At 66.0% G+C, this 23,855-nt stretch carries 26 protein-coding genes; 10 read left to right on the forward strand and 16 right to left on the reverse strand.

Translation table 11 applies throughout. From position 1 onward, the window contains the following. Nucleotides 1–81: 81 nt before the first annotated feature. From ACIBK2_RS35320 to ACIBK2_RS35335, 4 genes are all read right to left on the reverse strand, one after another. Entirely contained in the window at nt 82–624 is a 543-nt protein-coding gene (locus ACIBK2_RS35320) for a methylated-DNA--[protein]-cysteine S-methyltransferase (protein ID WP_396973852.1), read from the reverse strand. After that, on the reverse strand, nt 621–2,225 hold the full coding sequence (locus ACIBK2_RS35325; RefSeq protein WP_396973854.1) for a DNA-3-methyladenine glycosylase 2 family protein: 1,605 nt from the start codon (nt 2,223–2,225) through the stop codon (nt 621–623). Before ACIBK2_RS35325 ends, ACIBK2_RS35320 begins: the two co-directional genes overlap by 4 nt. Nucleotides 2,226–2,371: 146 nt before the next feature. After that, nucleotides 2,372–2,563 (reverse strand): YbdD/YjiX family protein, encoded by a 192-nt coding sequence (locus ACIBK2_RS35330; RefSeq protein WP_396974136.1) that lies wholly within the window; start codon nt 2,561–2,563, stop codon nt 2,372–2,374. Between the two features lie 47 nt (nt 2,564–2,610). Further along, entirely contained in the window at nt 2,611–4,905 is a 2,295-nt protein-coding gene (locus tag ACIBK2_RS35335; protein ID WP_396973856.1) for a carbon starvation CstA family protein, read from the reverse strand. Between the two features lie 388 nt (nt 4,906–5,293). Here ACIBK2_RS35335 and ACIBK2_RS35340 point away from each other — a divergent pair, with 388 nt between their 5' ends. The 3 genes from ACIBK2_RS35340 to ACIBK2_RS35350 are packed head-to-tail and all read left to right on the forward strand — an operon-like array spanning nt 5,294 to nt 8,309. Then, a complete protein-coding gene (locus ACIBK2_RS35340) occupies nt 5,294–6,577 on the forward strand; it encodes an ABC transporter substrate-binding protein (RefSeq protein ID WP_396973858.1) in 1,284 nt (427 codons plus the stop codon). 17 nt (nt 6,578–6,594) lie between these two features. Continuing rightward, nucleotides 6,595–7,470, forward strand: coding sequence for a carbohydrate ABC transporter permease (locus tag ACIBK2_RS35345; RefSeq protein WP_396974138.1), 876 nt, complete (start codon nt 6,595–6,597; stop codon nt 7,468–7,470). Between the two features lie 26 nt (nt 7,471–7,496). Then, nucleotides 7,497–8,309: a carbohydrate ABC transporter permease gene (locus ACIBK2_RS35350; RefSeq protein WP_396974139.1), complete on the forward strand. Its 813-nt coding sequence runs from the start codon at nt 7,497–7,499 to the stop codon at nt 8,307–8,309. Nucleotides 8,310–8,384: 75 nt separating this feature from the next. Here the strand turns inward: ACIBK2_RS35350 and ACIBK2_RS35355 are convergent, their stop codons facing one another. Continuing rightward, nucleotides 8,385–8,807, reverse strand: coding sequence for a VOC family protein (locus ACIBK2_RS35355; protein WP_396973860.1), 423 nt, complete (start codon nt 8,805–8,807; stop codon nt 8,385–8,387). Between the two features lie 4 nt (nt 8,808–8,811). Further along, nucleotides 8,812–9,654 carry a helix-turn-helix domain-containing protein gene (locus ACIBK2_RS35360; protein ID WP_396973862.1) on the reverse strand — a complete coding sequence of 281 codons (843 nt, stop codon included), beginning with the start codon at nt 9,652–9,654 and terminating at the stop codon, nt 8,812–8,814. Between the two features lie 129 nt (nt 9,655–9,783). On the opposite strand from ACIBK2_RS35360, the gene ACIBK2_RS35365 reads away from it, so the two are divergent. Together ACIBK2_RS35365 and ychF are read left to right on the forward strand one after the other, a co-directional pair. Next, nucleotides 9,784–10,707 carry a zinc-binding alcohol dehydrogenase family protein gene (locus ACIBK2_RS35365; RefSeq protein WP_396973864.1) on the forward strand — a complete coding sequence of 308 codons (924 nt, stop codon included), beginning with the start codon at nt 9,784–9,786 and terminating at the stop codon, nt 10,705–10,707. Between the two features lie 59 nt (nt 10,708–10,766). Then, on the forward strand, nt 10,767–11,846 hold the full coding sequence (gene ychF / locus ACIBK2_RS35370; RefSeq protein WP_396973866.1) for a redox-regulated ATPase YchF: 1,080 nt from the start codon (nt 10,767–10,769) through the stop codon (nt 11,844–11,846). Nucleotides 11,847–11,866: 20 nt separating this feature from the next. Here ychF and ACIBK2_RS35375 read toward each other — a convergent pair whose 3' ends face one another. The 5 genes from ACIBK2_RS35375 to acpM form a co-directional block, all read right to left on the reverse strand. After that, entirely contained in the window at nt 11,867–12,463 is a 597-nt protein-coding gene (locus ACIBK2_RS35375; protein ID WP_396973868.1) for an RloB family protein, read from the reverse strand. A gap of 2 nt (nt 12,464–12,465) precedes the next feature. Further along, complete coding sequence (locus ACIBK2_RS35380; protein ID WP_396973870.1) at nt 12,466–13,803, reverse strand: ATP/GTP-binding protein; 1,338 nt, start codon at nt 13,801–13,803, stop codon at nt 12,466–12,468. 470 nt (nt 13,804–14,273) lie between these two features. Continuing rightward, nucleotides 14,274–14,987, reverse strand: coding sequence for a TVP38/TMEM64 family protein (locus ACIBK2_RS35385; protein WP_396973872.1), 714 nt, complete (start codon nt 14,985–14,987; stop codon nt 14,274–14,276). 207 nt (nt 14,988–15,194) lie between these two features. Then, a complete protein-coding gene (locus tag ACIBK2_RS35390) occupies nt 15,195–15,638 on the reverse strand; it encodes an SRPBCC domain-containing protein (protein WP_396973874.1) in 444 nt (147 codons plus the stop codon). Beyond that, nucleotides 15,635–15,940: a meromycolate extension acyl carrier protein AcpM gene (acpM, locus tag ACIBK2_RS35395; RefSeq protein ID WP_396973876.1), complete on the reverse strand. Its 306-nt coding sequence runs from the start codon at nt 15,938–15,940 to the stop codon at nt 15,635–15,637. The genes ACIBK2_RS35390 and acpM overlap by 4 nt, the downstream gene beginning before the upstream one ends. Nucleotides 15,941–16,062: 122 nt before the next feature. On the opposite strand from acpM, the gene ACIBK2_RS35400 reads away from it, so the two are divergent. Beyond that, nucleotides 16,063–16,986: a MerR family transcriptional regulator gene (locus ACIBK2_RS35400; RefSeq protein WP_396973878.1), complete on the forward strand. Its 924-nt coding sequence runs from the start codon at nt 16,063–16,065 to the stop codon at nt 16,984–16,986. On the opposite strand, the gene ACIBK2_RS35405 is transcribed toward ACIBK2_RS35400, so the two are convergent. Further along, a complete protein-coding gene (locus tag ACIBK2_RS35405; protein ID WP_396973880.1) occupies nt 16,983–17,366 on the reverse strand; it encodes a nuclear transport factor 2 family protein in 384 nt (127 codons plus the stop codon). The genes ACIBK2_RS35400 and ACIBK2_RS35405 overlap by 4 nt on opposite strands. A gap of 156 nt (nt 17,367–17,522) precedes the next feature. On the opposite strand from ACIBK2_RS35405, the gene ACIBK2_RS35410 reads away from it, so the two are divergent. From ACIBK2_RS35410 to ACIBK2_RS35425, 4 genes are all read left to right on the forward strand, one after another. Then, on the forward strand, nt 17,523–18,149 hold the full coding sequence (locus ACIBK2_RS35410) for a hypothetical protein (RefSeq protein WP_396973882.1): 627 nt from the start codon (nt 17,523–17,525) through the stop codon (nt 18,147–18,149). 85 nt (nt 18,150–18,234) lie between these two features. Beyond that, the gene (locus tag ACIBK2_RS35415; RefSeq protein WP_396973884.1) at nt 18,235–18,528 is read left to right on the forward strand and encodes a hypothetical protein; all 294 of its coding nucleotides are present in this window, start codon (nt 18,235–18,237) and stop codon (nt 18,526–18,528) included. 9 nt (nt 18,529–18,537) lie between these two features. After that, nucleotides 18,538–19,653 carry a hypothetical protein gene (locus ACIBK2_RS35420; RefSeq protein ID WP_396973886.1) on the forward strand — a complete coding sequence of 372 codons (1,116 nt, stop codon included), beginning with the start codon at nt 18,538–18,540 and terminating at the stop codon, nt 19,651–19,653. Between the two features lie 79 nt (nt 19,654–19,732). Continuing rightward, nucleotides 19,733–20,317, forward strand: a complete 585-nt coding sequence (locus ACIBK2_RS35425) for an NADPH-dependent FMN reductase (RefSeq protein WP_396973888.1) — start codon at nt 19,733–19,735, stop codon at nt 20,315–20,317. Nucleotides 20,318–20,355: 38 nt separating this feature from the next. Here the strand turns inward: ACIBK2_RS35425 and ACIBK2_RS35430 are convergent, their stop codons facing one another. The 4 genes from ACIBK2_RS35430 to ACIBK2_RS35445 all read right to left on the reverse strand — a co-directional run bounded on the left by ACIBK2_RS35430 (nt 20,356) and on the right by ACIBK2_RS35445 (nt 23,733). Beyond that, a complete protein-coding gene (locus ACIBK2_RS35430; protein WP_396973889.1) occupies nt 20,356–21,102 on the reverse strand; it encodes a type II toxin-antitoxin system RelE/ParE family toxin in 747 nt (248 codons plus the stop codon). Further along, the gene (locus ACIBK2_RS35435) at nt 21,099–21,407 is read right to left on the reverse strand and encodes a hypothetical protein (RefSeq protein WP_396973891.1); all 309 of its coding nucleotides are present in this window, start codon (nt 21,405–21,407) and stop codon (nt 21,099–21,101) included. The genes ACIBK2_RS35430 and ACIBK2_RS35435 overlap by 4 nt, the downstream gene beginning before the upstream one ends. A gap of 52 nt (nt 21,408–21,459) precedes the next feature. Next, nucleotides 21,460–23,319: a lipase family protein gene (locus tag ACIBK2_RS35440; protein WP_396973893.1), complete on the reverse strand. Its 1,860-nt coding sequence runs from the start codon at nt 23,317–23,319 to the stop codon at nt 21,460–21,462. 96 nt (nt 23,320–23,415) lie between these two features. After that, nucleotides 23,416–23,733 (reverse strand): hypothetical protein, encoded by a 318-nt coding sequence (locus ACIBK2_RS35445; RefSeq protein ID WP_396973895.1) that lies wholly within the window; start codon nt 23,731–23,733, stop codon nt 23,416–23,418. Between the last annotated feature and the right edge of the window lie 122 nt (nt 23,734–23,855).

Here is a 23,855-nt window from a genome sequence, read left to right on the forward strand (position 1 = left end):
AACGCGCCCGCTATATCGATCGCGCCGCCCCGCTGCTCTGAGAACCTGTGCGACGACCCGGCTTCGGTCGTCGCACAACGATCAGGCCTCGTGATCGAGCAACCAGCGCTTGATCGGCAGCCCCCAACGGAAACCGCCGAGCGCCCCACCGATGCGGTAAATGCGGTGGCACGGCACGAACAGCGCCGCCGCATTGCGCGCGCACGCGTTGGCCGCGGCGCGGGTGGCGTCGGGGCGACCGGAGATGGCGGCGTACTCGGTGTAGGTGATCGGTGCGCCCGCCGGGACCTTGCGCAGGACTTCCCAAGCGTGCATGAGGAATTCGCCGGACTGCTGACGGACCGGGACGTCGTCGATCGCGGTCAGATCACCGTCGTGATAGGCGGTGATGATCCGGGTGAGCTCACCGAGCGAATCCCGTTGTCGCAGTTCGGCCGGACGCAACGTCGGGTGGATCACGGGGTGCAGGTCGTCCACGTCGGCGGTCCAACCGGCGGCCAGCACGGCCCCGTCGGCGTCGACCACCGCGGTGAACGGTCCGATCGGCGTCTCGACGGTCGCGAAATCCGCAGTGGTGATACCGATCTGGCGCCTCGTCGGGCGAACAACGGTGGTGGCGTTCATGCTTCGGTGCTCGCTTTCGATGTGGCGGACTTGGTCTTGGCTCGAGCGGCGCGATCGGTCAGCGCCGCCTTCCAGAGGTGCATGGACAGATAGGAGCGCCACGGCGCCCAACGCGCGGTGTCGGAGAGGTCGACGCCGAGCACCGCGGCCCCCTGACGAACCACCAGATCGGTGTTCAGCAACACGTCCGGGTCGGCGAGCAGGCGCATCGTCACGTAATCGGCCGTCCACGGGCCGACCCCGTCCAAGGCCAGCAGGTCGCGACGCAGGTCAGCGGCGGTACGGCCTTGATGCAACGCCAGTTCGCCACTCGCCAATGCCTCGGCCGCGCCGATGATCGAGCGGATCCGTCGCGTCGGACCGGTGAGCACCTCGGCACCGCGCTCGGCGATCACCGCCGGGGTGGGGAACAACAGGGGGATCGGCCCGTCGACCCGATCACCGAGCGCCTCGACCAGCCGTGCCGTGTGCGTCGTCGCCGCCGACACCGAGATCTGCTGCCCGATCATGGTGCGCAGCAACAGTTCCGGCCCGTCCAGGCAGCCGGGGACCCGAATGCCGGGGGAGAAGACCGGTTGGCGCCCGTCGCTGGGGTCGAGTTCGGCGTCCGGTGGTGATCCGGCGCCCGCGTCCGGCAGTCGAGTGGTGTCCGGGTCGGTCAGTTCAGGTGTCGAAACCTGCTGTCCCGGGGCGACACCCAGCGCCTCGTCGATGCCGATCGGGTCGGCGTCCAGGTCGAGCAGGTGCCGCAGCCGCGCGACGGTCGGCGCCAGGTCGCGCATGTCGTGCAGGGCCAGCTCGGCCCGCACGTGGTCGCGCTGGAAGCTGAGCCTGGTCGTCGCGTGGCCGTGCGGCGTGCGCAGATTCCGGGTGTAGGCGCGGTTCTCCCATAGTTCCATGCCGGGGGCCACATGCGAGGAGAGGAACCACTCCAGCCAGGCCCGATCCAGCGGCTCGCGGTAGGGCAGCCGCAGGCTCAGCGTGCCGTTGACGGCGGGTACCTGGCGTGCGTTCGAGGTGGACTTCGCCCGGTTCGCCTCGGTCCGCATGGTGGTCGGGCTGACCGCGAACACCTCGCGCACCGTGTCGTTGAACTGGCGGATGCTGGCGAATCCGGCCGCGAAAGCGATGTCCGACATGGGCATTGCCGTGGTCTGGATCAATAGTCGGGCGGTATGCGCCCGGTGCGCGCGGGCCAGCGCCAGCGGGCCCGCCCCGAGTTCGGTGGTGAGCACGCGGGTCAGCTGCCGTTGCGAATAGCCGAGCGTGGCGGCCAGCGCGGGGACGCCGCCGCGTTCGATCACGCCGTCACCGATCAGCCGCATCGCGCGCGCGGCCAGGTCGGCGCGGGTGTTCCAGAGCGGCGATCCGGGGGCCGCGTCCGGCAGGCATCGGCGGCAGGCGCGGTAGCCCGCCTGCTGTGCCGCCGCCGCGGTCGGCAGGAACGACACGTTGACCCGTTTCGGCGTGATCGCCGGACACGAAGGGCGACAATAGATTCCGGTGGTACGCACTGCGGTGAAGAACTGCCCGTCGAAGCGGGAATCCCTGGTAGAAACCGCCCGGTAGCACCGCTCGAAATCCAACGCCGTGATCGTCACGCCAACCACAATGTCAGCTGCGGCCAGCCGCCGCTAGCGGAAATCTGCCATCACCCCTGGTTCGCGCTATGTGGAATCGCGAACCCGCAGATCAGCCCTACCTCGGCGGGCGGAGCGGCGCCCTCATCGCGCCGCTCCGCCGTGCCTCAGCAGCAGCGATTTGCCGGGTTGTTGTCCGCGTCCGCGTGCCGGGTCCGCCAGTACTCGCGTTCCGTCGGCACCGCGCAGCCGGGATGGTTGCGCGCCAGATGGTCGACGTAGCGCCGATAGTCCTGCCCGCCGAGGATCGAGCTGAACCACCAAATCGCTGCCGCACAACCACTTCGAGCGGCACGCAGCCCCCGCACGGCAGCCGATCGACTGCCGTGCGGGGCGACGTGCACGGTCATTGCGTCGCCTTCACCTGCGCGGCGCCCGGCGCTCGGACCTTCCCGGCGGCGATCAAGGCGTCCCATTCCTGTTGCACCTCCTTTTCCTCGGCGGTCGCGAAGAAGGACGTCGGCGCGAAGATCTTCGACGGTTCGTCCGGCGATTCACTGTCCGGTCCGCCGCCCGCGCGCCAAGCCCGCACACAGACGATCAAGCCGACTATCGCCACGATCAACACCAGCACCGCGAAGATGATCGACAGACTGCCCTGGATAAAGGTGTTGCGCACGACCTTGTCCATATCGGCGGCGGTCTTGGCGGGCGCCAAGATCTTCCCCGCGTCGACCGCGGCGACATAGTTGCTGTGCTGCTTCCAGTAGCCGATGTTCGGGTCGGCCGAGAAGATCTTCTGCCAGGACGCCGTCATCGTCACCGTCAGATCCCAGATCAGCGGGATTGCCGGAATCCAGGCCCACTGGAGCAGGCCCTTCTTGATCACGATGGTCAGCACCACGGTCAGCGCGATCGCGGCGAGCAACTGGTTGGAGATGCCGAACAGCGGATACAGCGTGTAGATGCCGCCGAGCGGATCGGTGACACCCATCAGCAGCACCGAGCCCCAGGCCGCGACCACGATCGCAGAGCAGAGCCAGGCACCGGGCCGCCAGGACGGATCTTTGAACTTCTTGGCCGGGCCGCCGAGGTTGCCCAGCGAGTCCGACAGCATGAAGCGTGCGACACGGGTACCGGCGTCGATCGTGGTGAGGATGAACAGCGCCTCGAACATGATCGCGAAGTGGTACCAGAACGACTTGAGGCCGCTGCCGCCGAGGAACCGGTGCAGCACCTCGGACATGCCGACGGCGAGCGTCGGCGCGCCACCGGTCCGCGAGACGATGCTGGTCTCGCCGACGTCCTTGGCCGCCTGGGTCAGCTCCGCGGGGGTGATCGGATTACCGCTCAGGCCAAGGCTGTTGGTGTAGGCGGCCGCCTTCTCCGCGGTGCCACCGGTCAGGCCCGCGCTCGCGTTCATCGCGAAGTACAGGTGCTGGTCGATGATGCTCGCGGTGATGATCGCCATGACCGCGACGAACGACTCCATCAGCATGCCCGCGTAGCCGATCATCCTGGCCTGCGACTGCTTCTCCAGCAGCTTCGGCGTGGTGCCCGAGGAGACCAGCGAGTGGAATCCGGACAGTGCGCCGCAGGCGATGGTGATGAACAGGAACGGGAACAGGCTGCCCGCGAACGCCGGGCCCTTACCGGAACTGGCGAAGTCGGACACGGCGGGCGCCTTCAGCACCGGCATGGTGATCAGGACACCGACCGCCAGCAGGACGATGGTGCCGATCTTCATGAAGGTCGACAGGTAGTCGCGCGGCGCGAGCAACAGCCACACCGGCAGCACCGAGGCGATGAAGCCGTAGCCGATGAGGCACCACGCGATGGTGGTGCCCGACAGCGTGAACAGGTCCTGGCCCCAACCGGATCCGGCGACCCAGTTGCCGGAGATGATGGCGAGCAGCAGCAGCGCGAACCCGATGATGGAGACCTCGCCGACCTTGCCCGGCCGGAAGAAGCGCAGGTAAACGCCCATGAACAGGGCGATCGGGATGGTCATCGAGATGGAGAACACGCCCCACGGGCTGCCGCCCTGCAGCGTGCCGTCCTTGCCGGGCGTCGCGGCCAGCGCGTTCACCACGACGATGCCGAGCACCGCGAGCAGGATCATCATGATCACCAGCACGGCGATGATCGCGGCGACGCCACCGACCGCGCCGAGCTCGTCGCGAGCCATCTGCCCGAGGCTGCGGCCGCGGCGGCGGGTCGAGGCCCACAGCACCAGGTAGTCCTGCACCGCGCCGGCGAAGACGACGCCGATCACGATCCAGATGGTGCCGGGCAGATAACCCATCTGCGCGGCGAGGACGGGGCCGACCAGCGGGCCCGCGCCCGCGATGGCGGCGAAGTGGTGCCCGAACAGCACCCGCCGGTCCATCGGCATGTAGTCCTTGCCGTTTTCCAGGATCTCGGCGGGCGTGGCCTGGTCGTCGCGCGGTTTGACGATCTTGTATTCGATGAGCCTGGAATAGAACTGGTAGGCCAGCACGTAGGTGGCCACGGCCGCGACCACGATCCATACCGCGTTGACCGACTCGCCGCGGGAGATGGCCAGGACGGCCCAGGCGATCGCACCCACCACGGCGATCGCGGCGAAAATGCCCTTCTTGACTGGGGTAATAGGCGAACGGTCCACGACACCCACGGGAGGTAGGTCGGGATCTGTCCGGAGGTATTCGATGGTCGCCATGCGAACTACTCTCCCGTGAAATCGAGCTTGCTGAAACGATGTCAACGTAGCTGAACCGAGGCGCGCATGAGCCGGACTTAGTGAAGTCTGAACATTGCGATACGAATCGAGATCGCCGCGAGGACTCGTACTGTGTCTTCCTACGAGCGGGGCTCGATCCGTCTGCGCGCGCGGGTACGGGTGGCCCGCGGGGGCGTCAGCCGGCCGGTCGGCCGTTGTTCACGGTCGCCGGTGTTCGCCGGTTCGAGTGGGCGTGTTCCCCTCGCCCGGCGATGTTGCCATCCGTATGCTGCCATGCTGGCTCGGGCATGCGCCGATCGGTCCTACACATCGCCGTTTCTCATCCCGGGGTTCGCGTATCCATCCGCAGGCCGTCGTGGAGGAGCTCGTGTCACCGATTCGTCGTCGCACCCTGCTCGGCTCGGCGCTGGCCGCGCCGCTACTGGCCGCGACCGGCTGCGGGGCCGCCGACGACGCGTTGACCTTCTTCTTCCAGGCCAGGCCGGAGGAAGCCCGGGTGCGGTTGACGATCATCGACGAGTTCCAGAAGCGGCACCCGGACATCAGGATTCGCACCATCATGTCCGGCCCGGATCCGCAGCAGCAGCTGCTCACCTACTGTGCGGGCGGTAGATGTCCCGACGTCATCATGGCCTGGGAGCTGCTCTACTCCGGGCTCGCCGAGCGTGGCGTGCTGCTCGATCTGCGCACGCTGCTCGATCGGGAGCCCGAGTACGCGGAGATGTTGCGCCGGGACAGTTACCCGGCGCTGTACGACACCTTCACCTATGCCGGTGGGCAGTACGCGTTGCCTGAGCAGTGGTCCGGGGTGTTCCTCTATTACAACCGGGAGTTGTTCGCGGCGGCCGGGCTGACGCCGCCCGCCCGGTGGCGTGATGCCTGGTCGTTCGACGAATTCCTGGATGTCGCGCGCACACTCACGAAGAACAAGCAGTGGGGCTTCGCCGATGCCTGGGTGCCGTACTACTCGGCCGCCTGCTTCGGCATGAACAACGGCGCGGAGTGGTTCAGCCCGTCGGTGGCGCCGACCAAGGCCAATCTCGGTGATCCACGGTTCGCCGAGGGGTTCCAGTTCTACGCCGATCTCGCGGTGCGGCATCGGGTGGCGCCGAAAGTCGCCGACCAGCTGTCGATTTCGGCGGCGGACCTGTTCCGGGCAGGGCGGGCGGGGATGGTGCTCGGTGGGCACTGGCTGTACTCCGAATTCGCCGGGCAGGACGGCCTTTCGATCGATGTCACGGTGTTGCCGGTCGGGCCGCACGGCGGTCCCGGTGCGATCACCGATGTCGGCAGTACGGGGTTATCCATCGCGGCGGGTAGTCCGCGGGTTGAACAGGCTTGGGAATTCGTCAAATTCGCGACCGGGCCGGTGGGGCAGGCGATCATTGCCGCCTCCGGGTTGTTCGTTCCGGTGCTGAAATCCGCGATGAGCTCGCCTGGTTTCGCTGCCGCGCACCGCGAAACACGCAATCTCGCGGTGTTCACCGAGGGCCCGGACAACTCCCGCCCGCTGCCGATAACACCCGCCTGGGGCAAGGTCTCCGCGTTGCTGGAACGCGGTGCCAACCGCGTCCTGCGCGGTGCCGCCACTGCCGCCTCGCTGGACGGTCAATTCACCGCCGATCTCGACGCGCTGCTGGAGTCGCCGTGAGTGGCACACGTACGGGGTTGGCGCGGAAGCGGGAGCGGGCGGGGTGGCTGTTCGTCGCGCCGAATGTGGCGGCGGTGGCGGTGTTTCTGTTGTTTCCGCTGGGGTTTTCGTTGTATCTGAGTTTTCACGCGTGGGACCTGTTCCGGCCGATGCGGTTCGTCGGGCTGGCCAACTATCGGCGGTTGTTCGGGGCGGATCCGTTGTTTCTCATCGCGTTACGCAACAGTGCGGTGTTCACCGTGCTCACGCTGGTGCCGACGGTGCTGATCGGGTTGGGGATCGCGGCGGCGCTGAACCGGAAGTTGGCCGGTATCGGGTTCTTTCGGACGTTGGCGTTTCTGCCGCTCGTTGCTTCCACGGTGGCGATGGCGGTGGTGTGGCGGTTCATCTTCACCGAGGACGGGATGCTCGATATCGGGCTCGGCGCGGTCGGGTTGGGGCCGGTGCCGTGGTTGACCGATCCGAACTTGGCGTTGGTCTCGCTGAGCATCGTCACGGTCTGGAAGAGCGTGCCGTTCGCGACTGTCATTCTGCTGGCCGCGATGCAGGGGGTGCCGGAGCCGCTCTACGAGGCGGCGAAGATCGACGGAGCCGGTGCGCTGCGGCGGTTTTCGGCGATCACTGTGCCGTTGATCCGTGGGCCGCTGTCGTTCGTGTTCGTGATCACCGTCATCAACTCGATGCAGGCGTTCGATCAGGTGTACGCGCTCACCGGAAGTAATGGGGGACCGGAGACGGGGACCTATCTGCTGGGGATCATGTTGTTCCAGAACGCCTTCGGGTTCTACGAGGTCGGGTACGCGTCGGCACTGGCGTGGGTGATCTTCGCGATTCTGCTGGTGCTCACGCTGCTGCAGTTGCGGTTTGCGCGGCGGGAGGCCGTTGACCTGTGAAGGCGGAGCGGGTGATCGTGCGCCGGATGCTGCACGGGATAGGGATCTACGCGGTGTTGATCGGCATCGCGTGGTGCGCGTTGGCGCCGATTCTGTGGGCGTTGTCCGGGTCGTTGAAGCGGGACGGCGAGATCGCGGAGGGGAACCTGCTTCCGGCGAGCCCGCAGTGGTCCAACTACGGCAAGGTGTTCGAGCTGCTGCCGCTCGGGCGGATGCTGCTCAACACCGCGGTGTACGCGGTGTGTGTTACCGCCGGGCAGCTGTTCTTCTGCTCGCTGGCCGGGTACGCGTTCGCGCGCTTGCGGTTTCGTGGTCGCGAAGTGTTGTTCGTCGCCTACCTCGGCACGCTCATGGTGCCGCTGACCGTCACGGTGATTCCGCAGTTCCTGTTGATGCGTGCCTTCGGCTGGGTGGATACGCCGTGGGCGATGATCGTGCCCGGCCTGTTCGGCAGCGCCTTCGGCACCTATCTGATGCGCCAGTTCTTCTTCACGCTGCCAATGGAATTGGAGGAGGCCGCGATCCTCGACGGCTGCTCCACCTGGCAGGTCTACTGGCGAGTTCTGCTGCCGCACACCCGCCCCGCCCTGATGGTGCTCGGCGTGCTCACCTGGATCACCGTCTGGAACGACTTCCTGTGGCCGCTGGTGATGATCCAACGTAACGAGATCGCTACCGTCACACTGGGATTGGTGCGCCTGCAGGGGCAGTATTACACCCAGTGGCCGATTCTCATGGCTGCCTCGATGGTCATTCTGTTGCCGTTGCTCGTGGTGTACGGACTCGCCCAGCGGGCGTTCATCCGTGGCATGGCCATGTCCGGTCTCGGGGGCCGGTGAAACGGCCCAACGGCGTTCGATGCCGCCGGGCCGTAGACCCCACGTGAAGTTACGCAATGCTCCTCGGGCGCTGGGTTATTCGCCCCAGTAGGTGCCGAAGCTCCAGAGGTTGCCCTCGGGGTCACGGACGGTGAATCCGCGTGAGCCATAGTCTTCGTCGCGCAGGCCGCGCAGCACCTCGGCACCGGCGGCGGTAGCACGCGCCAACAGGGCGTCCGGGTCGTCGCAGACGACGTAGGTCGAGTCGTTGCCGGGGACGCGCTTGCCGAACACGCTTTCGTCCTTGCACGCGGAGCCGAACATCACGCCACCGCCGAGCGGCCAGCGCAGCTCGGCGTGCTCGACGATGGACGGGTCGCCCTCGCGGGTGTACATCGCGGTCTCCTCGAAGCCGAAGGCCTCGACGAGGAAAGCGGACATGGCTTTGGCGTCGCGGAAAGTCAGCGTGGGCCAGACGGCGGTGCGGGTGCTGACATCGGTCGGTGTTGGATTCGTCATGCCCTCAGCGTCGCCCGGCAGACCGGTCGGTGTCTTGGACGGATGGAATCTCCTCGCCCAGCCAGATCGTCGGGCTGGTTCCGGCCAGCTCGGCGAAATCGCGATTCAGATGGGCCTGGTCGTAGTAGCCGCAGCTGGCCGCCACCTGCGCGATGGTGATGAACGACGGGGTGCGTTCGAGCATCCGCCGCGCCCGTTCGAAGCGGGTGATCCGCGCCGCGAGTTTCGGGCTCAGGCCGAATTCGATGCTGAACCGGCGCGCGAGATGCTGTCTGCTCCAACCGATTTCCTCGACCAGCGAGCCGACCGACAGCGTCCCGCCGGAGCCGACGACGGCACGCCAAGCCCAGGTCAATTCGGGCGCGACCACGCGATCTGGATAGGCCATCCGGGTGAGGATTCGATCGACGGTGGCGAAGCGTTCCGGCCAGCCGCGCGGCCCCTGCAGCCGCTCCCACAGCTCGTGCCCGATCGGGCCGACCACATCGGCGAACTCCACCGATGTGTCCCACAGTGCGGCGGCCGGCACCCCGAACAGGGCGCGGCTGCCGAGCGGCGTCAGCGCGACCGAGATGCCCTCTTGATGACCGTCGTGCGAGATCATCGCCGTGCTCGCCTGCAGGCCGCTCACCGAACAGCGGTAGTCCTGCGGCGACTGACTCGGATCCGTCTGCGCGACAACGTCGATGGTCGGACCGATGCTGATGATGAACGTCATATGGGCCGACGGCAGGCCGCGATGCAACCCCGGCGGATACCCCGTCATGCGGTAGCCGAGGTAATGATCGATGAACGGCGTGAGCATGGGCGCCGGCTGCGCTGTCACCACCTCGGTGATCGGCTCCATGCAGGTCACGCTACGCCGCACGCCGGCGACCGCAAGCGCGGTGAGATGGCGCACTCGGGGCGAAAACGGGTATGAGCACACCGCGAGGTCTGGTTACCGTGTCCTCTTCTAACGATTTCTGGAGGTGTGATGCGGCGGGTCCAATACGAGCGCAGCGGTGGTCCTGAGGTGCTCGAGGTCGTGTCGGCGGAGGTGCCGACGCCGGGGCCCGGGGAACTCCTGGTTCGGGTCGAGGCGATCGGGGTGACCCTGCCCATGGTGCGGAAGGTCCGCGAGCAGCGCGAGCCGATGCCGCTGAGTGGTGAGGTCGCGGGCGAGGTGGTCGCGGTCGGTGACGGCGTCACCGGATATGCGCCGGGGTATCGGGTGACCGGGCTGGTGTTCGGGCACGGATACGCCGAGTACGCGCTGCTCTCGGTGGCGATGGCGTCGCCGATTCCCGACGGTGCGTCGGCCGTGGACGCGGTCGCGCTGGTGCGCAGTGGGTTGGTCGCGTTGGGTGCGCTCGATGCGGCGAACCCTCGTGCAGGTGAGTCGGCGCTGATCACCGCGGCAGCCAGTGGTGTCGGGCATCTCGCGGTGCAGCTTGCGCGCGTGCGCGGGGCGGCGCGGGTGGTCGGTGCCGTCTCGGATCTGGACAAGGCGGAGTTCGTGCGTGGGCTCGGTGCCGACGAGGTTATCGAGTACGGGCAGGAGTCGTGGGGTGAGCCCGTCGACTACGCGCTGGACGCGGTGGGTGGCGAGTTGCTCGGGCCCGCCATCGCTGCGGTCGCTCCTGGTGGACGGCTCGTCTATTACAGCTCCGGTGGCGGCACCATCCAGGCTTACGACCTGCTCGTCGGCGCCAAGTCGGTGATCGGGTTCCAGATGGCTCGCATCGCGAAGGGGCAGCCGGAGCTGCTCGACCAGTGGCGGCAGGAGCTGTGGCAGTACGTGGTGTCCGATCAGCTTCGGCCCGCGGTGCACGCGGAATTCGCGCTCGACGCCGCCGCCGAGGCGCATGCGGTGATCGAGGACCGGGGCAATCTGGGCAAGGTTGTGCTTATCCCCTGATCACCGGTAGGGCAGGCGCGGGTCGGAGGCCCGCGCCTGCCGCGTAGACTCTCGAACTCGTGAGTCTCACCCTCGGAATCGTCGGCCTGCCCAACGTCGGAAAGTCGACGCTTTTCAACGCGCTGACCAAGAACGACGTGCTGGCCGCGAACTATCCGTTCGCGACCATCGAGCCGAATGTCGGCGTGGTGCCGCTGCCCGATCCGCGGTTGAACAAGCTCGCCGAGATCTTCGGTTCGGCGAAGATCCTGCCCGCCGTGGTGTCCTTCGTGGACATCGCAGGCATCGTCAAGGGCGCGTCCGAGGGTGCCGGTCTCGGCAACAAGTTCCTCGCCAACATTCGCGAAGCCGACGCCATCTGCCAGGTGGTCCGTGTCTTCGCCGACGATGACGTGGTGCACGTCGACGGTCGCGTCGACCCGCTCGCCGACATCGAGGTGATCGAGACCGAGCTGATCATCGCCGACATGCAGACCCTGGAGAAGGCGATCCCGCGGCTGGAAAAAGAAGCCAGGATCAAGAAGGACCGCAAGCCCCTGCTCGACGCGGCCGTCGCCGCCAACGCGGTCCTCGACAGCGGCCAGACGCTCTACTCGGCGCGCACCAAGCTGGACGGCGAACTGCTCAAAGAACTTTCGCTGCTCACCACCAAGCCCTTCCTCTACGTCTTCAACGCCGACGAGTCCGTCCTCACCGATGACGCGAAGGTCGCCGAACTGAAGGCCGCCGTCGCCCCCGCGGACGCCGTCTTCCTCGACGCCAAGGTCGAAGCCGAACTCCTCGAACTCGACGACGAGTCCGCCCTCGAACTCCTCGAATCCATCGGCCAAACCGAACCCGGCCTGAACGCCCTGGCCCGCACCGGCTTCCACACCCTCGGCCTGCAGACCTACCTCACCGCAGGCCCCAAAGAATCCCGCGCCTGGACCATCCACCAGGGCGACACTGCCCCCAAAGCCGCAGGCGTAATCCACACCGACTTCGAACGCGGCTTCATCAAAGCCGAAATCGTAGCCTTCGACGACCTCGTCGAACACGGCTCCATGGCCGCCGCCAAAGCCGCAGGCAAGGTCCGCATGGAAGGCAAGGACTACGTCATGGCCGACGGCGACGTAGTCGAATTCCGCTTCAACGTTTAGTAGTCCCGTCTCAACAAGTCTCATCGCCCAAGCATGAGATCCACGAGGATCGGCATCGCCGAGGAGGGATCGGGGCCTATTCTTCCGGCCTCCAGGTCGGGGTCCACTCGGTGTGCGATCTCACATGCCCTGTGCACGGCGTGGAACGGGAAAGTCGGTGCGAGCATCTTGTTCGTGACCAGTCCGAGCTTCGCAGTGAGGTCGTCAAGCTGCGAGGTGCTTAGCGCAGAGTGCTTGTCTTCCACGTGCCACCGCAGCCAAGCCTCGAACTTGAGGTTCGAGACGAGCAGCAGGATCGACTCGCGTGCGGCAAGCTGGCAGGCAGCTGGCAACGCGTCGTGCTGGTCGACATCGACCAGGCAGACGCAGACGTCGTAGTCCTTCTCATCGCTTGCCGCCTTGTCGCGAATCTCGATGCCCTTCCGGACCACCTTCATCGGGTCCTTGCCGACGGGGACTGATCTCACGACAGCAGTCGTACCCCTGCTACGCAGATAGCTATTCAAGCCTTCGACGTACTGGGGTTCCGTCAGTTTTCCCTCGGTAACCACGAGGATGCGCCGGGCGGGCTGTCTCCTGGGCCTGTTGGTACGCCCGCTCTGCCTACGTGCCGTCATCCTCAGCGCACCTGTGAGCCAACGAGTGCTGCCAGCGTGCTCGGCGAAAGCCGCGGGGTCCCGCCGTACCGGCCGGTGAGATAGCGTCGCGCCACATTCGCGTCTGGGTGCTTCGGGAAGTCGGCTAGGCAGGTCAGCTCGGTGACGCCCGCATAGGTCTTGTCCGTAAGCCAGACCTGTTCGGGCTCCAACTTCACCTCACTAAGCGGTGAGAGGACGTAGGACTCGTGGCTCGTGAAGATGAGCTGCGCCTGCCGGTTGTTGACCAGAGGATTCGCGAACGTCCCCAACAGGACCTCGAGGAGATGGGGATGCAGGCTCGCGTCGATCTCGTCGATGAGGAGGAGCCCCCCCTTTCGCAGCGCCTCCAGTGCCGGCACCGCAATGGCGAGCCAGGCGACCGTCCCGTCGCTTTCGTCTTGGATGGAGAACTCGGGGCATTCGTCGGCAGTGCCACGGTGGGTGAAGACCAGATACCGCACCACCTGGGCGAGCTGGTCGTCGTCCAGCTCGCTGAACTCTTCGTCGTCATTGTCGACGGCAGCGTCGCTGGGCTTGTCGTCCTCTTCGCGCAGCTCGAGCCGGAGTCGGCTGAGTACTCGGCGTATGTTCTCGGGGATTTTGGTCTCCTCGATGCTGACCTTCACGACGCCGATGTCGGCGACCTGGAGCAGCGCCTCGAGGTCGGCGAAGGTGATGGTCCCCTCTGCCAGCGAGTCCGCGATGTTCGACAGGCGCACCTCGCGATGGGAGTCCTTGACCAGGACGCAGTCGAAGCCGGAGATCAGATCATCAGTCACGGGGTGCAGGGGTGAGTCGTGCAGCAATAATGCCCGGCTGAGCACTAGCTCGCGCCCAGTCACCTCGATCTTCGTGCGCAGGCTCTTGTGGAACGTCAACGTGCCGGCTTCCCGGTCGCGATCCATCAGCGTGCGCCACCGCAAGTTGGGTACGTCGCGCAGCCACTCGCGTTTGATCCCGTCGTGGTCCACCTCGAAGCCGTACTGATGTCGACGTCCATCGTGGACGAAATCGAGCTCATAGGTGCTCGATGAGGTGCGCGCCGTTCCGTCGAGCCGGAACGGCGCCCGGGGCATTGACTTCGATGCCTGCCAAGTTGTGGCGGACAGACGGATCGCTGTGAACGTGTACCGGAGCGCATCCAGCACAGCGGACTTGCCAGTCGCGTTACCGCCGAAGATCCCCGCAATCGGGTATGTCACAGCGCCCCAGTCGCCGTCCCGCGGCTGGAGAGTCCGCAACGACGGGCGCGCGAGATCGACCGTAATCTCATCCCGGATGCTCTTGTGGTTGCGCACAGTGAAGCTAAGCAGGATCATCTTGGCAACTCTAGCAGCCGGAGCACCTCGATTTTTACGTTTTTCGAGTATATCTTGAGGCCAATAGCTGATTCGTCTATCTGTCTATCTGTGGCACCAGATAGTCCTGGCCATCGTCTACGGGAGTAACCACATGTCCTGAGTCCATCTGCTGTCGCGCTGGTACTGCCGTGTGAGTACAGCGTGGGGAGGGGCCCCGCGGGCGATCGGCGACAAGATGTTGTTCTGTTCCGGAACGAGGTCGAATTCCGCTTCAACGTGTAGGCCGCACCGCGTGTTCAATCGGTCGCGATGTTCAATTTGATTGAACATCGCGACCGACTGAACGCATGTGACGGCCCACTATCCGGCCGAGCGGCTCGTACTCCACGAGTTTGGGAACAGGCCCGACGCACTGGAAGCTTGCGGCGCGGACGAGGGGGAAGTGCACGTGTTCGAGCACGGAACGTAGTCGAATTCCGCTTCAATGTTTAGGGTTTCGCCGCTGGATCGATTTTTTCACCGTGGCGGCGCCAGGTGCGGTAGGTGCGGTGGGCGGCGAAGGCGCCGATTATCGCGGTGATGCACCAGACTGTGATTGCGGTGTAGGCGAGGGGGGCGGAGAGGTCGCCGATGGAGGCGCCTAGGGCGGTGTAGACGAAGGCTCGGGGGGCTGAGCCGATGAAGGCGCCAGTGGCCATTTGCCATAGAGGGACGCCGAGGGCGCCGAAGAGGTAGGACGACAGGGCGTCTGGGGCGCCGGGGACGAAGCGTTGGGCGACTACGGCCCAGAGGCCGCGGCGTTCGATCTGGGCGTCGAGGCGATCTGCGCGTTCGGCGCCGATAAGGGCGCGCGCACTCTCGCGGCCTGATCGGCGTCCGAGGAAGCCGGAGACTGTTGCGGTGCCAACGGTCGCACCCAATGTCACGAATGTCCCGACCAGTGGTCCGAAAAGCAGGCCGCTCCCAGCCGCCAGAATCGGGCCAGGAACAAGGATGGCGCCGAGCAGGGCCGACACCGCTGCGTAGACGAACGGTGCGGCCGGACCGGTCTCGGCGATCATGTCGCGCACGCCGTTGATGTCGATAACCCGTACGACGGCAACGAGATAGAACATCCCGAGTAGGAATGCGATGCACAGCGCGAGGCGCGCGCCGTGTCGCCACCGGCTGGTCTGCGAAGAATCGTCGTCGTAGTCGGTCATGGTGCGTCCAACCCTGCCGCACGCTGGCTATGGTCGCGAATCGAGCCCAACTCTGGCCGGCCCGCTATCGAGGCCCCTTGATCAAGCGGCAGCGAGCCTGACAGGTCGGCGCCGAGGAGTTGGCGGCCTCGGGCGTGCGCGCTGCGCCGCAGTCCTAGATGGTCGGGCCGACTGCGGCGTACTGGCGACCCAACCAACTCCAGACTTCTAGTGGTGGATCACCTCACCGAGTCTCGGCAGAACGGAACGCTTCCAGCTTCGTTCCGTGGCGTTGCGGACCATCTTCTGTCGGCGATCTTCGATGTCAAAGCCTGTCTGTGTCAACAGAAGTCGGGTGCCACGGCCCTGGGGGCGCATCGTCCAGTCGACAATCCATCGGGCGGGGTGCTCGGCCTGCGGATGGGCCCAGCTGTAGGTCAGCTGTTCGTACGGCCGGGCCGCAAGTACTTCGCAGGCGACCTCATCGATCGGTGCGGTGGGGATGGCGAATCGGAAGTGGGTTCCGACCGAGGCGGCGAATCCGGTCGGGCGAAGGAGCCACCGCTCCAGTAGGTCCGGTTCGGTCAACGCGCGCCATACGGTATCGGGTGGCTCCGGGAAGAAGTTGCCGAGCTCGACCGCGGCGGGATTCAGCCGTGCGTCAGCGATCAATTCCCCTGACCTTCCTTGAATTTCGCCTCCAACTCCGCGGCGAGTTGTGGCTGCTCGGCCTCCATCTTCTGGACGTAGGCGACCGCGTCGCCGACAGTTCGCAGGCTCGCCATATCCTCGTCGGGGATTTTGACCTCGTATTTGTCCTCGAGTTGCACGGCGATCTCCACCAGCGACAGCGAATCGATGTCCAGATCGTCGACGAAGGATTTCTCCGGCAGCACCTCGGCTGCCTCGATACCGGTTACTTCCTCGACGATCTCCGCGATGCCTGCGACGATTTCTTCCTGCGTGGTAGCCACGAATCACCCTCTCCTCGATGCGATCACATATCTGCGGTACTGCGTCCGGCCGGTTCCCCGGTGCCGCCGAGCTGCAGTGCCAGTACGCTAAAATCTCCACCCGGGTGGAGGTTCAATAGGTTGTGACAGACGACATACTGGTGAGCATCGGGGAGTTGGCGCACCGCACCGGGCTTGCGGTGCGCACGGTCCGGTTCTATTGCGACGAAGGCATTGTGGAATCCCGGCGCAGCGCGGGCGGGCATCGGATGTTCGACGCCGATAGCGCCACCGAACGCTTACTGCTGGTCCGGCGGTTGCGCGCGCTCGGTCTCGGGCTGGACTCGATTACCGAGGTGCTGCGCGGCAAGCGGTCCATGGCCGAGGCCATCGCCGCCGAAAGTGCGCGACTCGACCTCGAATTCAGGTCATTGGCATGGCGGCGGGCATCGCTGCGAGCAGTCGAGACGGCTGCCCCGACGCAGCGAGCTGAGCGACTCGCGTTGCTGGCCGCCGCGCAGGACGGTGATGCGATACACGATTGCCTCGCACGGTTCTGGCGGCGCATCCTCGCACCCGTTCCTCGGCGCTGGGTGGACGGCTGGGTGTGCTGGAATGTTCCGGAGCCGCCTGCTGATCCGTCCATCGACGAGGTTGTCGCGTTTGCCGAGCTGGCTACTCTTGTTGCCGACCCCGAAATGAACAGTGTTGTGCGACAGCAACTCTGGCGGACCCGGCCAGAGCTGATCCGCAACCGTCAAGGAATGTACCTCCACATGGGTAACCTGATGGTGGATGTAGTGGCCCTTGTCTCGGCAGGCGTGCGCCCGCACGACGGCAACGAACTCGATCGATTCGTCAACGTCCATGCCAGCGCGCGCGGGGAACGTGATTCGCCGCGTTTCCGCGAGCAATTGTTGATCGGTGCCACCGACACCGATCAACGGATTCATCGCTACTGGGCGCTGAGCGGGCAGCTCCTCGGACCTCGCATCACTGCGGGGACCGCGCATAACTGGCTGTACAGCGCGCTGGCAGGCTCCATCGCATCACCACAGCGGCCCTAATCCATTCGTTCGACCCACTGCGCGCGAGATGGGCCAGGGGCGAAGGGATCGCCGAAGTACTGGGTCTCGCGGACTACTTCCGCACCTTCGAATTCCATGATGCTCACGACGTAGAACGGTTGCTCATCGTAGGTGAGGACGAGTTCGCTGATCCACAGGTCGCCGCCGCCGAGTATGCGTCGCACGGTGAAGCGTTTCGCGTTCGGCTGGGCTTCCCGCGAGGCCTGAATGTTGTGCCGACCACGGATGCGCTCGCCTGATTGCGGATATTCGAGAATCGCATCAGCTCGGTAGATTTCGTGTTCGGTCACGAAGTCGTTGGCGTCGGATGCCGCCCAGTGGCGTTGCAGAGCGACTCGCACGTCGTCGTCGTCAGGCATGGCGAACCTTTCTTTGGCTGCACGCCGCAGGCTACTCGGTCGGCCTCGCTGCGCCGGTATTCGACATGGGGCATTTGTCCGAAAGTTTCGGTTGCCGTGTACTTTTAGCTTCGGTTCGGGGTGCTGCTTCGGCAGCTGGAGGAGATGAGGGTAATGATGAGTAGACGGCTGCGTGTGGTCTTGGGCGTGCTGCTGGCCGCGGTGACGCTGGTATTAGTGGTGGCGTGCGGGACGAAGGAATCCGAATCCCGTACGCCGCTGCCGAGTTCGGTGACCGGGACTTCGGTTATCGCGACGAAGACGGTGGTGCCGACGAGTTCGATTCCGGCGCAGGGCAATCCGGGTGGGCCGCAACGTCAGGATGGGTCGCGGCCTGGCGTCGGCGACGCGGGACAGCCTGCGGCACAGGTGCCTGGTGGTACCGACAACTGTAATGAGAACTGCGGTGTGACACCGCCGCCCGGCGGTACTGACAACTGTGGCGTGATCTTCTGTGGTGATCCCAACGCGCCGCGGCCGGGCGGTACCGACAACTGCAATGACAACTGCGGTGTGATCTGCACGGAGCGGTTCGACTACACGGGTGATCCACGCACGCCTGCCGAGATCAACACCCTCGGTGAGTGGAACCACAAGTGTCCCGAGCCGATTCGGCCGACGGTCACCGCATCGCCTTCGGTGCAGCCGACGGTCACCGCATCGCCTACGGTGCAGCCGACCGTGACGTCGTCTGCGGCGACCACGTCCCCGCCCGCGCCGTCGGTCACCACTCCGGCAAAGTAGGGGGCTTGCTCGGGTTCAAGGTCTCTGGCAGCGGATAGGAGTGTCCGGCGGCGTAAAATTCAAAGCGCCGGACAAACCTTCCGAGGTGGCCGTGGACCGCGAACAGCTGCTCGACGCCATCCTGACTGCCGACCCGCAGCCGGGCGACCTGGTCTATGTCGAGCGCCGGGGCGATTCCTACGGATGGTACGGCGGGGGCGAGTGTTCGCCGGGCGCGGCCGACACGTGGATCTACTACTGCTGGCAGCATGCGGTCGGCGATCGTGAGACCGCCCGCGAAATGCTGGATGACCTACTGGCCGAGATGGAGTCGATGATCGGCAGCGGCGCGGACCGCTGCCGATGGCCGCTCGACGAGCCCTGGCCCCGGACGCATTGAGGCCGGGCGGTGGAATACCTGGTCAGTGCCGCCGATCGCGCCGCATTCAAGCGGTGCCGTCGACAGTGGGATTTCGCCGCGACCGCGCGTCGCTGCCTGAGTCCGGTGCGGCGAACCACCTATGACCTCGATCGGGCGCTGCGCGACGCCCTCGCCGTCTACTACTTCCCCGGCATGTGGGATTGGGATGCGGCCATCGTCTTGCCGCTGGTAACCAAGGCGCTGGACAACGCGCTCGGTCGGCAACGCGAAGCGCTCGGCGCCGACCCGCCGGACTGGCAGGCCACCCTCGATCGCGCCCACCTGCTGCTGGAGCGCTATTTCTCCTGGGCGCCAACCGTCGACCGCTTCTCGCCGATCCGGGTGGAGACCGACTTCGACGCGATCGTGCCCGACCCGGCCGATCCCGAGCATGGGCTGGTCGGCCCCGGCGGTGGCGGAATCCACTACACGGGGCGGATCGACCTACTGGCCATCGATGAGTACGACCGCTACTGGGTCGTTCGCCACCGGGTGCTCGATGAGCCGTTCCCGACAATGGAACAGCTTGTACTGGAAGAGGATTCGGTGGCGGCCTGCTGGGCGTGGGGACGTTTCTACGACGGTATGGAGGTCGCGGGCACGATCTACAACGAGCTCTCGCCGCGGAGCACCGAGGGTTCGCCGCGAAACCAGCGGCTGCCCGAACGTCGGCGCGGTGGCATACCCCAGCATGAGCCCAGCGGTGGTGGCCGCGGCGTCTCGTCGCCCCGGCGCATCTACGTGAAGGGCCGACCGGCGGAGACCACCGACCGGATCAGTCACATCGAAGGTAATGGACTACGCCGCACCGTAATCAGGCGCAACAACGCCGAGATCCACATGGCCGGTGCACAATTGGCCGAAGAGATACTGGACATGGTCCACCCTGATCTCCACGTCTACCCGAGTCCCACACCGGCGCACTGCTCGGCCTGCGCGTTCGTCGCGCCGTGCCTGGCGGTCCACGAGAACCGAGATGTCGAGCCCATTCTCGAGGCCGACTATCGCAAGCGCCCCGCCATCGAGATCGAGCGTGGCCGACTCGGCGGTACCCCCTTCGGAGTAGGCCGTGGCTGGGTCCCCGGGAGTGGGTCGGCCGAGTAGATCACCGGCGACTTGACATCAACCTTTGTTGATGTTCGACGCTTACCCGCGTAAGTAGCCAGCGTCGAAAGGAATTGTCATGACGGAGAATCCGGTCAAGGTCGCCGTGATCATGGGAAGCACCCGGGCGGGACGGTTCGGTCCCACGGTCGCCAACTGGTTCGTCGAACACGCCGAAAAGCGGGCTGATATCGCGGTCGATCTCATCGATCTGGCGGAAGACCAACTGCCCGCCCACCTGTCGAACGAACCGGAACCCGATGGCGCGCGAGCACTGCGATCCGTCGGTGCCCGACTGACCGCAGCCGACGGTTTCGTCGTAGTGACACCCGAGTACAACCACAGCTATCCGGCCCCACTCAAGAGCGCGATCGACTGGCACTTCACCCAGTGGCAGGCCAAACCGATCGGATTCGTCTCTTACGGAGGCGTTTCCGGCGGCTTGCGCGCCGTGGAGCACCTCCGCCACGTCTTCGCCGAACTACACGCCGTCACCGTCCGCGACACCGTCAGCTTCCACAGCGCCGCCCAACTCTTCGACCCGACAGGCAAACTCACGAACCCCTCAGCCCCCGAAACCGCCGCCGACCAACTACTCGACCAACTCGTCTGGTGGGGTTCCGCGCTCCGCTCAGCCCGCGCCGAACGCCCATACGTCGCCTGATATCAAGCCCAGCAACACAATTGGCCAGCGCGACGTAGTCAGGGAGTGGCGCGGTGCGGCCCTGGGTGATCCTTGCGGCGGATGCAGGTGGCGCCTGCCCGGGGAAGCGCTACGCCACACCGTGGTTCGCCCCGGTCGGTGACGATACGGTTCAGGTCGCCCGCGTCCACTCCGGCCCGGGCGCGTGCCAACGCGGCGCGTAGTGCGGCCTCGGGATCGGGTCCGTCCGCGCCCCAGCCTTGCGACATCGCCGCATTGATCTCGTCCTTCGACATCACCCTGGCGATGGTCTCGTCGAGCAACCCGGCGGCGACGACGGTACGGATGAGACCGGCCGGCGCGGGTTCCGGCCGATAGTCCCACCCGTCGAGGCCGATGTCTTCGGCCAGCACATCGAGCAGAACCAGTGCCTGCCACAGTTCGGTGGCCTCGTCGAGCGTGAGCCGTCCGCTGTGGATCAACGCATTCGCCATGTCATAGGCGGCGTCGGCCCGGCGGGGACCCGCGCAGAGCACCTCGATGATGCCGACGTCGTCGACGATCCTGCTCGAGAATATGACGCGATGCTGCTTGCCGAGTACGCCGAGGGTGTTCCAGCCGGCCAGCCGATCTCCGCTGCCGCGGTTGCTCAGTGGATGGCTGCCTGCTGGATTACCGCGCAGCGCAAGCAGATCCACGAGGACGGATTCGCACTCGGCGGGCGGCAGATCCTCGAGATACTCGACGAACGCATCGGAGAACTCGATCTCCGCCTGGCAACCGGGGAACGATTCGCCCTTCCTCACCGATTCGCGACTCGTTCGGCCGCCAGCGCACGCACCCTGGACTCGTCGACGCCCAGCCGGACGCACACGGCGGCGAGATCGAACTTCCGCGTCCGCTGCGCGGCGAGATCGGCGGCGGCATCGAGGATTGCGAGTTTGGCTTCGCGAATCTTGCGCATGTCCTCGTCGATTCGCTCAGCCGAATCGACGACGGCCACCGCTCGGCCATGGCTGGTCAGCACGACGCGCTGCTCTTCGCTCGCAGCGACCAACCCGGACACGCCCTTGCGGGATGCGATGGCAATGGGCACTCGAACAGAAGTCATTGTGCATATCTAGCTAGAAATAGCTAGATATGCAACGCTCTGAATCGGGCCGCTAGTTGCCGGTCAGGGTGGTGGGGAGGGGGTCGCCGCAGTTGTTGGGGGTGGGGGTGTTGGTGAGGTGGTCGGCGAACCATTCGATGACGCGGGGGGCGACGGCTTGGTCGTTTTGGTTGTCGTGGCCGACGTTGGGGTTCCACTGGGTTGTTACGGGGGTGCCCGCGGTGCAGTAGCGGTTGACCAGGGCCGCAGTGAATTTCGGCGGGACGAGTTTGTCCTCTAGGCCTTGGGCCAGATAGACGGGGAGGCCGGGTGGCAGGTCGGGGGCGCGGTTTTCCTCGAAGGCTTGGCGCCATGCTGGATCGGCGAGGGGATCACCCTTGAAGTAGTCGCCCATGCCTGGGACGGCGGTGATCCGGGCGAACAGGGCGGCGAAAGGTATTGCGGCGCAACCGGCTCCGGCCATTTCCTCGTTACGGGCGGCGGCTTGCGGGGTGAGCAGGGCATTGGGGTCGAGTTGGGAATAGGCCTTGGCGTACTGGGTGGTGAGGAAGGGGGTGACGGCCCAGCCGTTGAGGAGTTGGGGTGGGCGTTCGTGCAGGATGCCCGCGATGTCGGAGGCGGGGGCGGTGGCAGCGTCGGCAACGAGGTGGAGTTCTGGCGCGTAGGTGGGGGTCAGCGCGGCGGCGGCCAGAGAGATGAGACCGCCCTGGGAGATGCCGTAGATCAGCATGTCGGTGCCCGCGCCGGTGCCGGGCAGGTTGCGGGCGGCGCGGGCGGCGTTCACGGTGTCGCGGCCTTGGTCGGTGGCGACGAGATAGTGCTCTCCGTCGCCGGTGCCTGCGGCGCCCGCGTAGTCGCTGGCGGCGACCACCCAGCCGCGGTCGAGGGCGTCGTTGAGCCAGGGCATGGTCGCGGCGATGCCGGATTGCCTGCTCGGCGCGCATTCGGCACCGAGGCTGACGGTGCCGTGGGCGAAGTTCAGGATCGGTCGGTTGGTGCCCTCGGTGAGTGGCGTCCAGACCATGCCGGACGACACCGCGGGGGTCCCGTTGCGGTCCTGAGACCAGTACAGAATGCGCTGGCCGTGGCCGTGCACGCCGGGCAGTGACATCGGCGAAGAACGGATCACGGTGCCCGGCGGTTGGGGTGGAATACCTTGTGGCACTTCGTAGAAGGCGGCCAGTCGGGTTTGTTCCGCGTCCTGCCGGGCGGTCTGGGTGACGATTGTCCCGTACCAGCCTACTGTCACCGCGAGCACGATCAACTGCACGGTGACCGCGGCCGGACGCCACCAGCGCAGGGTGCTCGCGCGGGGCAACGGAGCAGTCAGCCGGAGACCGCGGACCACCATCGCCACCCCGGTGATCAAGAGGGTGATGACCGTCCACGCGGTGAAATCCAGGCCGGTGCGAAAGGGGAACGTCGCGAGAATCACGCCGGCGAGCACCTGCCAGCCCGCGAGTGCTGCGGACGCGACGAGCACATCATCGCGTCGCGCCCCGGCCGACAAGCCGCAGATGCCGACGCCGATCCAGCACGCCCCGACCCACAGCAGCGAGGTGGACACCGACATGGTCAGCGCGGCGATACCGAGCACGCCGAACGCGGTGGCGAGCACGGCCTCGACACCAAGCAACCGCTGAGCGCGCATAAGCCGGGTGGACTCGGAGCTGTCACCATCAGGCAGCTGATCGGGCTCGGCGGCAGACGAACCGCCGCTGCGCGCCAACCACCACCGCGCGGTGGCCGACGCGCCGAGCACCAGCATCGCGACCGCGACGACAACGCGTCCCTCGATCAGCGAGACGCCCAAGGGGGAGTACAGCAACACACCCGACACGATCACGGCGAGCCCCGGCAACCACCACGCGATTCCACGTATGTCCCAGCTCCGCGCCTTGCTACCGCCCACCTGGGGCCTCCGTCCGTAGGTTTACGCAGCAAGCTCGATGCCGACAACTCTACGGACGGCCAACAACCGATCGATGTGATCTTCGTCGACTCGCGCTCAGCGGTTCCGCCACCGCCGTCGCGCCCACTTTCGCGCCGCCGGACTCACCGCGAGAACCGGGAGGAACAGTACGAATCCGACCAACGCCACCGGAATCATCAAGTAGATGAGCAATTCGCCGAGCACTTGCAGGATGGTGGGAACGGCGAAGGGCACTGCCAGCACCGCCAGGGCAATCGCCAGCGGATAGGCCCCGCCCGAGGCCGCGGTGATAGCGGCGAATGCGAATCCGGCCGCGAGCACGAGACCGAGCAGGGCTACAAGGTAGTTGTCCCACCATGCGTGTTGTTTCGTGTGAATCGAAGCGCCTCCCATAACGTCGGGTCCGACCCAGCCGCAGAGCCTAGCGCGCTACCGCCCCCGCGGCCGCCAAAGCCTCGTATCACGTTGCGCTGGTTAGGGCCTCGTTCCCTAACACCCCCGAGTTATCCACAATT

It is taken from the genome of Nocardia sp. NPDC050175, assembly GCF_044459885.1.
Lineage (GTDB): Bacteria > Actinomycetota > Actinomycetes > Mycobacteriales > Mycobacteriaceae > Nocardia.

Excerpts from the sequence above, each read along its gene's own strand:
- ACIBK2_RS35385 (WP_396973872.1), bottom strand. The coding sequence starts at position 14,987 with ATGACCGACTACGACGACGATTCTTCGCAGACCAGCCGGTGGCGACAC.
- ACIBK2_RS35320 (WP_396973852.1), bottom strand. The coding sequence starts at position 624 with ATGAACGCCACCACCGTTGTTCGCCCGACGAGGCGCCAGATCGGTATC.
- ACIBK2_RS35360 (WP_396973862.1), bottom strand. The coding sequence starts at position 9,654 with ATGGAGCCGATCACCGAGGTGGTGACAGCGCAGCCGGCGCCCATGCTC.
- ACIBK2_RS35425 (WP_396973888.1), top strand. The coding sequence starts at position 19,733 with ATGACGGAGAATCCGGTCAAGGTCGCCGTGATCATGGGAAGCACCCGG.
- ACIBK2_RS35365 (WP_396973864.1), top strand. The coding sequence starts at position 9,784 with ATGCGGCGGGTCCAATACGAGCGCAGCGGTGGTCCTGAGGTGCTCGAG.
- ACIBK2_RS35435 (WP_396973891.1), bottom strand. The coding sequence starts at position 21,407 with ATGACTTCTGTTCGAGTGCCCATTGCCATCGCATCCCGCAAGGGCGTG.
- ACIBK2_RS35350 (WP_396974139.1), top strand. The coding sequence starts at position 7,497 with ATGCTGCACGGGATAGGGATCTACGCGGTGTTGATCGGCATCGCGTGG.
- ACIBK2_RS35355 (WP_396973860.1), bottom strand. The coding sequence starts at position 8,807 with ATGACGAATCCAACACCGACCGATGTCAGCACCCGCACCGCCGTCTGG.
- ACIBK2_RS35375 (WP_396973868.1), bottom strand. The coding sequence starts at position 12,463 with ATGACGGCACGTAGGCAGAGCGGGCGTACCAACAGGCCCAGGAGACAG.
- ACIBK2_RS35380 (WP_396973870.1), bottom strand. The coding sequence starts at position 13,803 with ATGATCCTGCTTAGCTTCACTGTGCGCAACCACAAGAGCATCCGGGAT.
- ACIBK2_RS35405 (WP_396973880.1), bottom strand. The coding sequence starts at position 17,366 with ATGCCTGACGACGACGACGTGCGAGTCGCTCTGCAACGCCACTGGGCG.
- ACIBK2_RS35410 (WP_396973882.1), top strand. The coding sequence starts at position 17,523 with ATGAGTAGACGGCTGCGTGTGGTCTTGGGCGTGCTGCTGGCCGCGGTG.
- ACIBK2_RS35445 (WP_396973895.1), bottom strand. The coding sequence starts at position 23,733 with ATGGGAGGCGCTTCGATTCACACGAAACAACACGCATGGTGGGACAAC.
- ACIBK2_RS35335 (WP_396973856.1), bottom strand. The coding sequence starts at position 4,905 with ATGGCGACCATCGAATACCTCCGGACAGATCCCGACCTACCTCCCGTG.